Genomic DNA, 8,283 nt, shown 5'->3' with positions numbered 1-8,283 from the left:
CCGAGCCGCGACCGGCTGGGCAAGCAGCTGCTCGAGCTCGACTTCGCCCCGACCGAGGATCCCGCCAGCGCCGAGGAGGCCGTGCGCCCATGAGCGAGACCCCCATCACCTACGCCGGCGCCGGCGTCGACGTCGAGGCCGGTGACCGGGCCGTCGAGCTGATGAAGGCCTCCGTGGCCCGCGCGACCCGCGCCGAGGCGCTCGGCGGTCTCGGCGGTTTCGCCGGGATGTTCGACGCCACCGCCCTGAAGGACATGGACCGCCCGGTGCTCGCGACCTCCACCGACGGGGTCGGGACGAAGGTGGCCATTGCCCAGGCGATGGACCGCCACGACACGATCGGGCAGGACCTCGTGGGCATGGTCGTCGACGACATCGTCGTGTGCGGGGCCGAGCCGCTCTTCATGACCGACTACATCGCGACCGGTCGGGTCGTGCCCGAGCGCATCGCCGCGATCGTCTCCGGCATCGCGCGGGGCTGCGAGCTCGCCGGCGTCGCGCTGATCGGCGGCGAGACCGCCGAGCACCCCGGCCTGCTCGACCCGGACGAGTACGACGTCGCCGGGGCCGCGACCGGCGTCGTCGAGCGCGACGCCGTCATCGGCCCCGACCGGGTCCGCGCGGGTGACGTCGTCCTCGCGCTCGCCTCCTCCGGGCTGCACTCCAACGGCTACTCGCTCGTGCGCCGGGTCATCGCCGCCGCCGGGTGGGAGCTGGACCGGGACGTGCCGGAGCTGGGCCGCACGCTCGGCGAGGAGCTGCTCGAGCCCACCCGGATCTACACGAGGCCCCTGCTGGACCTCGTCCGCAGCGAGGACGTCGACGTGCACGCCCTCAGCCACGTCACGGGCGGCGGGCTCGCCGCGAACCTCGCCCGGGTGCTGCCCGCCGGCACCCTGGCACGGGTGGATCGGTCCACCTGGACCCCGCCGCCGGTCTTCTCCCTCATCGGCCGGCTCGGCAGCGTGCCGCGCGAGGACATCGAGCGCACCCTGAACATGGGCGTCGGCTTCGTCGCCGCGATCCCGCAGGAGCACGCCGACGCGGCGATCGCCCGCTCCCGCGCCGCCGGGATCGAGGCCTGGGTGCTCGGCGACGTCACCGACGCCGCGGAGAGCGCCGACGCGGGCTCCGACGTGGTCCAGGGGGCGAAGGGGGTCGACGGCGGCGCCGTCCGGGTGTTCGGGGAGCACCCCTGAGCGCCCCGGTGCGGGTCCTGGTCGCCGACGCCGACGAGGACCACCGGCAGGGCCTCCTCGGGGTGCTCCGGACCGAGCCCGGCCTGGAGCTGACGCCGCCCGCCGCGACCTGCGCCGAGGTGGTTGCCACACCGGGTGTCGACGTCGTGCTGCTTGTCGGGTGCCTGGACGCGCCGGACGTCCCGAGCGCGCTCTCCCGGTGCCCCGACGGCCCGGCACGCGTGGCCATGATCGCCGAGGGCACGGACACCACGGACCTGCTGAACGCCGGGGCACAGGGGTGCCTCGTCGTCTCCAGCACTCCGCTGCAGATCGTCGCCGCCCTGCAGGCGGCAGCAGCCGGGGAGCGGGCCGATGCCTCGGGCGGCCAGGTCACCGGACCGCTCGTGCAACGGGTCCGGCACGAGGTCTCGGAGCTGACCGACCGCGAGGTCGACGTGCTCCGGCTCGTGGCCGCCGGGTTGGGCAACCGGCAGATCGCCGAACGGCTCTACCTGAGCCGCTCCAGCGTGAAATCCCACCTGGCGCACACGTATGGCCGACTAGGGGTCAACCATCGTGGCGCGGCGGCGGCGGAGGCCCGCCGCAGGGGACTGATCTGAGAGTCGAGGAGACCAGGTCAGCGCGTGGTGTCCTCCGGGGAAGCCCACTCGTCGTAGTCGTCCTCGCCCGCGTCGTCGTGCTCGTCGCGACGCGCGCGAGTCTTCCCGTGAAGTTCCGCCTCCAGCGCCGCAAGGTCGGTCTCCGGCGAGTAGTACTTCAGCTCGCGGGCAACCTTCGTCTGCTTCGCCTTTGCTCGGCCGCGCCCCATGGCGTGACCCCCTCATTACGCTAGTGCGGGTCGGCATCAACTCTCCCACGACCCCCGATGGAGGACGTGGACGACTTGTGCGGACCCGGATCTGTGTGGTTTCTCGTGGTTCCAACCGTACATGGTCTGCGGTTGTTCCGCCCCATCCGGGTCTCAGGCGTGGACGGCCCCGAGCTCCTCACCGAGCGAACCGCGCAGCTTGGGCGGCAGCGTCTCGAGGGTTCCGCACAGGGCGACCTCCCCGGGGGAGAGCCGCTCCAGGGCCGCCCGGGGGACGTCGGAGAGGCGGCCGGAGTTCGCGAGCAGCAGCGGCGTTCCGGTGTGCCCCGAGACGACGACGGCCGAGAGCAGCTCGACGGTGGCTGGACCGGCGAGGATCACCCGACCCCCGGCCTCCGTGCCCTCCCACAGGCTCGCGGCCATGGCCATCGGGCCGTGGTCGGTGGAGAAGGCGATCTCGGCCCCCGTGGCCTCGCGCAGCCGGTCGACGGTGGCCTCGGGCCACTCCTCCTCGTACCCGATGAGCACGAGCCGGTCCGGCCGGAGGTCGGCGAGGGCGGAGAGGTGCTTCTCCCGCAGCCGGTTCGGGTTGCCGGCCGTGACCGCGCGGCCGGTCACCGCCGCCACGAGCGAGATCATGGTGGTGCGTGCCGGGTTGTCGCTGCGGGTGAGGTAGACCCTCGAGGTGTCCTCCGGGGGGAAGGCCCGCAGCAGCTCGCCGGCGGTGCGGCCGGTGTCGTCGTCACCGAGGCGCTCCATCGTCCCCGGCACGACCCGCTCGATGCGGGCGAAGGTGTCGGAGGAGACCGAACCCTCGCCACCGACGACGACGACGCGCTCGGGGGCGAGACGGGCCAGCTCGTCACTGGTCGCGCCGGGAAGGCCGCCGGGGCGCACCCACAGCAGCGGCCAGCCGAGCCGGGCCGCGATCGGGGCGACCATCCGGCCGACCGCCTGGGACTTCACGCTCACCACGAAGCATCCCGGGACGCCCGCGGGCCAGGTCGCCCGACTGATCTCCCGGACGACCTGGAAGCTCGTCTTGCCTGACCAGCGCACCGTGCCGGGCACCTCGGGGTCCTCCTCCGGCTGCTGCTCCTCCTTGGTGCCATGCGGCAGGGTGGCCTCGTAGGCGGAGAGGACCTGCTCGGTGGGGCCGTCCATGATGAGCTGGCCGTGATCCATCCACAGCACCCGGTCGCAGATCTGGCGGATGCTGGAGTTGGAGTGGGAGACGAGGAAGACCGTGCCCGCCTCCTCGCGGATCTGCGCGATGCGCGCGGTGCTCTTCTCGCGGAAGGCGGCGTCCCCGGTCGCGAGGGCCTCGTCGATCATCAGCACGTCGGGCGCGGCGGCCGTGGAGATCGCGAACCGCAGCCGGGCGCCCATCCCCGAGGAGTAGGTGCTCATCGGCAGGTGGATGGCCTCCCCGATGCCGGAGAACTCGACGATGTCGTCGAACTTCTCGTCGATCTCGGCCGTGGTCAGGCCGAGGGCCTGGCCACCGACGTAGACGTTGCGGGCGCCGCTCAGCTTGTTGATGAGGACGGCGTTGACGCCGAGCAGCGAGGGCTCGCCGGCGACCCACACCTTCCCGTGGGTCGGCGGGATGAGACCGCTGACGGCGCGCAGCAGCGTGGACTTGCCCGAGCCGTTGTGGCCGATGATGCCGATGGACTCCCCGTGCCTGGCGACGAAGCTGACGTCCTTGACCGCCTTGATCTCGCGGGTGCGCTCACCGGGGTCCGGGCGCAGCAGCTGGCGGAGGGGGCGGCGCTCGCCCTGGCTGCTCGGGGCGCCGCGCCGCTCGCCGCCGAGCACCTGGTAGGTGACGCTCAGGTGGCTGACGACGACGGTCGGGGCGGCGTCCTGCTCGGGCTCAGCCACGGCCGTACCTGGTCTCTGCGCGCCAGAAGATGACCAGTCCCACGGCTGCGACGACGATCGCCCAGACGGCCATGGCCAGCCAGTCGGTGAGGACCACGCTCTCGCTGCCCATGAGGGACTGCCGCCCTGTGGTGAGCATCAGGGCGAAGGGCTGCATCGTCAGGACTTCCTGGACCACCGGGGGCATGGCCTGCGCGTAGTGCACGACGGGGAAGAAGACGCCCGAGACGTAGCGCAGCAGCCGCACGACGACGGGGATGAGGTTGGCCATGTCCTGCGAGGCGTTGACCAGCCGGGCGGCGATGAAGGCGAAGCCGACGAGCGCCACCCCCTGCATGATCACGGCGACGGGGAAGAGCAGCCACTCCCAGTTCGGCCGCTCGCCGGTGATGAACATCAGCACGAAGAGCAGCCCGAATGCGGGGATCGAGGCGAGGAACTCGGTGAGCGTCACCGACATCGGCAGGATCGCGCGGGGGAAGTGCAGCGTGCGCACGAGGCCGAGCCGTCCCGTGATGGCCTTCGCGCCCCTCGTCACCGTCGCCGAGGTGAAGGCGAACATCACCACGCCGATGCCGAGGAAGCCGACGAAGTTCTCGATCCCCCCGCGAGTGCCGAGCAGCAGCCCGAAGATCATGTAGTAGCTCGCGATGAGCAGCGCCGGGTTGAGCACCGCCCAGACCTGCCCGAGGTGGTTGTCCTCGTTCTTCGCGTGGGACTCCGCGGAGGAGAGGGTCCACAGGAAGGAGCGGCGGTCCCAGATGTCGCGCAGGTACCGGCGCAGCGGGGGCCGTTCGCTGAGCGCTCGTAGGCCGTGGCCGGTGGCCAGCTCACGGGCCTCCCGGGTACTCAGCGCAGGCATGCGGCTGATCATACCGACCAGTTCATAGACTGCCGTGCAGGTCGATCCGGGAGGCAGATGCGCATGAGTGGGACGAGACGGGTGCTCTCGGTGCTGCGGCGGGCCCGACGGATCCCGCGGGCGCAGTGGGTGGCCCACTGGCGCGGCCGGCCGGTCGAGGCCGACACCGTGCTCTACGAGTCGACCTTCGGCGCGGGTCTCGTGGACAGCCCCTACGCGATCTTCCGGCACTTGGTAGCAGCCCCCGACATGGGCCACCTGAGGCACGTCTGGGTGGTCGCGGATCCCGAGCGACGCCGGCGTGCCCGCGAGCACGTGCGGTCCCTGGGCCTGGCCGAAGGGAGCGTGCGCATCGTCGGACGCCGCACCCCCGGGTACTTCCGCCACCTCGCGACGGCCGGGTACCTCGTGACCAACTCGACCTTCCCCGCGGAGCTCGGCAAGCGTCCCGGCCAGACCTACGTCAACACCTGGCACGGGACCCCGCTGAAGTCGATGGGCTACGACACACCCGACGGGGCGCTCGGCGCGGCCAACGTCATCCGCAACTTCCTCGCGGCCGACCACCTGGTCTCCTCCGGCCCCTACATGACGGACACGATGTACCGGGGGGCCTACCGGCTGGAGGGGCTCGCGCCGGGCAGCGTGCTCGAGGTGGGCCAGCCGCGCACCGACGTCCAGGTCACGGCCGGTGAGGGGGAGCGAGCACGGATCCGCGCTCGCCTCCGGGCCGAGGGGGTCGCGATCGGGGCGGGCCAGCGGGTCGTGCTCGTGGCGCCGACCTGGCGGGGCGAGGCCTTCGCCGACCCGAGCCTGGACGCGGGCGCGCTGGAGGACCTCGTCCGTGAGCTGCGGGCCTCCATCGGCGAGGACCGGCAGGTCCTCGTGAAGGCACACCCGGTGGTCCACGAGCAGGCGGAGGCGCTCCCTTCGCTCGAGGGGGCGCTCGTGCCGCCCGACGTGCCGGCCAACGAGGTCCTGGCCGTCACCGACCACCTGGTGACCGACTACTCGAGCATCCTCTTCGACGCGCTCGCCGACCCCCGCGTCCCGATCACCTTCCACGTGCCGGACCGGGAGGCCTACGAGGCGCTGCGCCCGCTCTACCTGCCGGCCGAGGAACTGCCGGGACGGGTCTGCACGACGCCGCAGGAGGTCGCCGCCGAGGTGGCCGAAGGGGGTTCCCGCCCCGAGGCCCGTCGGGAGTGGGCGGCGCGGTACGCCCCCTTCGACGACGGTGGTGCCACCGAGCGGGTGGTGGACCGTGTGTGGCGGGGCCGGCCGCCGACCACCGGACGTGAGGTCCCGCTGGCCGGGCGGAGTCGCCAGGGACGGGTCCCGCGGCTGCTCATCCACGGCGGGTCGCTGCAGCGCAACGGCGTGACGTCCTCGCTCATCGCGCTGCTCGGGCGCCTCGACCTCGACGCGGTCGACGTCTCCATCGCCTGGGGGCCCGCACGCAAGGCCGCTCCCCGCGCCTTCGCCGAGGCGATCGACCCACGCGTGCGGCTGCTGCCCCGGGTGGGCGGGATGAACGGGCCCAAGCGCGTCGTGTGGTCCCGACGGCTGCTCCAGCGGTTCGGGGCCGAACACCCGGTCGTGCCGGTGGGTGCACTCGTGCGCCTCCTGCAGGAGGAGTGGGTGCGCTGCTTCGGGACGGCGCAGTTCGACCACGTCATCGACTTCGGCGGGTACTCGCCCTACTGGGCGCTGCTCTTCTCGCGCGGGGTCGCCCCCGGGCCGGTGCGTACCCACTCGATCTGGCTGCACAACGACCTCGCCGCCGAGGTGAGCAGCACCAACGAGCACGGACGGACCCGGGCCCACCACCTCGAGCAGGTCTTCGGTCTCTACGACCGCTACGACCGGCTCGTCTCCGTCTCGGAGTCCCTCTCCCGGGTGAACGAGCGCTCCCTGGGTCGGTTCGCCGGCGACGCGCGCTTCGTCAGCGTGCGCAACGTCGTCGACGCGGGCCGGGTGCGCACGCTGGCCGACGCCGACCTCGTCGACCTCGGCCTGCCCGAGGGCGCGGTCGCCGCGCTGCGGGACGAGGGCACGGTCACCGTCGTCACCGCCGGGCGGCTCACCCACGAGAAGAACCAGGCACGGCTCGTTCGGGCCGCCGCCGCGGTCCGGGAGGCCGGCCACGACGTCGCCGTGGTCGTCATGGGTGACGGGCCGCTCGAGGGGGAGCTGCGCGGGCTCGTGGCCGAGCTCGGGCTGGAGGGCTCGGTCCACCTCACCGGGCACGTGGCCAACCCCTTCCCCGTGGTGGCCGCGGCGGACTACTTCGCGCTGACGAGTGAGCACGAGGGGCTGCCGATGGTGATCCTCGAGGCCCTCGCGCTGGCCACCCCCGTGCTGACCACCGCCTTCTCCTCCGTCGAGGGGGTGGTGCCCCCGGGCTGCGGGGTCGTCGTTCCCCGTGACGACGACGCGGTCGCCCGTGCGATGATGGAGCTCGTCTCCGAGCGGCCCGAGTTCGCCACCTTCGACGTCGATGGCTGGAACGCCGCCGCACTCGAGGAGTTCGCCGCTGCGATCGACCTCGGTGCCGGGCCCCGGAGACCGTCCGGACCGCGACCCCCAGGAGACACGTGAGCGAGCAGAGCCCGCGTCCCGCCCGACCCTCGCTGGAGGAGCTGCGCGCGGTCGTGCAGCCCCCTTCGGTCGTGGGGCGACGCAACTCCGAGCACTGGGCCGGGACGTTGTACCTGCGGGCGCTGTCCCTGCACTTCACCCGGGCCGTCATCCCGACCGGCATCTCCGCCAACGGCGTGACCTGGTTGATGGTCCTCGTCGGGATCATCGGTGCCGCCGTGCTGATGATCCCGTCCTGGTGGGCGGTGCTCGCCTGCGCGCTCATCATGCAGTTCCAGATCCTCATCGACTGCTCGGACGGCGAGGTCGCGCGGTGGCGGGGGACCTCCTCGCCGATGGGCGTCTACCTCGATCGGGTCGCCCACTACGTCACCGAGGCCGCGCTGCCCATCGCACTCGGCGTCCACGTCGACGGCGGTCCCACCTCGATCGGTGGCTGGACGACGATCGGCGCGCTCGTCGGCTGCCTCGTGCTGCTGAAGAAGTCCTTCGGCGACCTCGTCCTCGTCTCCCGGCTCTACTTCGGCCTGCCCAAGGCGGACGAGAGCGCCGAGACGGCGGCCTCCCGCTCGGCCGGGCTCCGCTCCGCCCGCAGCCTGTTGCGCTTCTTCCCCTTCTTCCGTGCCTTCGTCGCCATCGAGTTCTCGCTCATCACCCTGGCCGCGGCCACGCTGGGGCTCGTCCTCGCCGCGCTCGGCGTGGTCGAGGAGGGCACCGTCCTCGCGGGGTGGCTGCTGGTGTCGCTGCCGCTGGCCCTCGCGACCGCGGGCGGATTCCTGCTGATGATCGTCACCTCGAACCGCTTCGACGCCTGAGGACACACCCGCCTCGGCCCCGGTCGGGGCCACCGGTGCGCTGCTAGCCTGACGATGTTCGTCGAGCGGGGCCTGGGCGCGCCTTCCCCCATCTCGCGGGTGAACAGT

General features: G+C 72.5%; 7 protein-coding genes. 4 read left to right on the top strand and 3 right to left on the bottom strand.

Annotated elements, in window-relative coordinates; genetic code table 11:
* Positions 1-89: 89 nt before the first annotated feature.
* Both purM and JCO01S_RS10525 read left to right on the top strand, forming a co-directional pair.
* Positions 90-1,199, top strand: a complete 1,110-nt coding sequence (purM, locus tag JCO01S_RS10530) for a phosphoribosylformylglycinamidine cyclo-ligase (RefSeq protein WP_068255012.1) — start codon at positions 90-92, stop codon at positions 1,197-1,199.
* 8 nt (positions 1,200-1,207) lie between these two features.
* Positions 1,208-1,801 carry a response regulator transcription factor gene (locus JCO01S_RS10525; protein ID WP_068255009.1) on the top strand — a complete coding sequence of 198 codons (594 nt, stop codon included), beginning with the start codon at positions 1,208-1,210 and terminating at the stop codon, positions 1,799-1,801.
* A 17-nt stretch (positions 1,802-1,818) separates the two neighbouring features.
* Here the strand turns inward: JCO01S_RS10525 and JCO01S_RS10520 are convergent, their stop codons facing one another.
* The 3 genes from JCO01S_RS10520 to JCO01S_RS10510 all read right to left on the bottom strand — a co-directional run bounded on the left by JCO01S_RS10520 (position 1,819) and on the right by JCO01S_RS10510 (position 4,759).
* Positions 1,819-2,010 carry a DUF3073 domain-containing protein gene (locus JCO01S_RS10520; RefSeq protein WP_068255006.1) on the bottom strand — a complete coding sequence of 64 codons (192 nt, stop codon included), beginning with the start codon at positions 2,008-2,010 and terminating at the stop codon, positions 1,819-1,821.
* Between the two features lie 153 nt (positions 2,011-2,163).
* Entirely contained in the window at positions 2,164-3,897 is a 1,734-nt protein-coding gene (locus JCO01S_RS16430) for an ABC transporter ATP-binding protein (protein ID WP_157074570.1), read from the bottom strand.
* Entirely contained in the window at positions 3,890-4,759 is an 870-nt protein-coding gene (locus JCO01S_RS10510) for an ABC transporter permease (RefSeq protein ID WP_245634405.1), read from the bottom strand. The genes JCO01S_RS16430 and JCO01S_RS10510 overlap by 8 nt, the downstream gene beginning before the upstream one ends.
* A gap of 63 nt (positions 4,760-4,822) precedes the next feature.
* Between JCO01S_RS10510 and JCO01S_RS10505 the strand changes: the two genes are divergently transcribed.
* Both JCO01S_RS10505 and JCO01S_RS10500 read left to right on the top strand, forming a co-directional pair.
* Positions 4,823-7,360: a glycosyltransferase gene (locus JCO01S_RS10505; protein WP_169796938.1), complete on the top strand. Its 2,538-nt coding sequence runs from the start codon at positions 4,823-4,825 to the stop codon at positions 7,358-7,360.
* Positions 7,357-8,175 (top strand): CDP-alcohol phosphatidyltransferase family protein, encoded by an 819-nt coding sequence (locus tag JCO01S_RS10500; protein WP_068254997.1) that lies wholly within the window; start codon positions 7,357-7,359, stop codon positions 8,173-8,175. Before JCO01S_RS10505 ends, JCO01S_RS10500 begins: the two co-directional genes overlap by 4 nt.
* The last annotated feature ends 108 nt before the right edge of the window (positions 8,176-8,283 follow it).

The organism is Janibacter corallicola NBRC 107790 (assembly GCF_001570965.1).
Lineage (GTDB): Bacteria > Actinomycetota > Actinomycetes > Actinomycetales > Dermatophilaceae > Janibacter > Janibacter corallicola.
The sequence above is the reverse complement of the archived record's forward strand: the minus strand, read 5'-3'. Positions and strand labels throughout refer to the sequence as shown.

Excerpts from the sequence above, each read along its gene's own strand:
- JCO01S_RS10520 (WP_068255006.1), bottom strand. The coding sequence starts at position 2,010 with ATGGGGCGCGGCCGAGCAAAGGCGAAGCAGACGAAGGTTGCCCGCGAG.
- purM (WP_068255012.1), top strand. The coding sequence starts at position 90 with ATGAGCGAGACCCCCATCACCTACGCCGGCGCCGGCGTCGACGTCGAG.
- JCO01S_RS10510 (WP_245634405.1), bottom strand. The coding sequence starts at position 4,759 with ATGCCTGCGCTGAGTACCCGGGAGGCCCGTGAGCTGGCCACCGGCCAC.
- JCO01S_RS10505 (WP_169796938.1), top strand. The coding sequence starts at position 4,823 with ATGAGTGGGACGAGACGGGTGCTCTCGGTGCTGCGGCGGGCCCGACGG.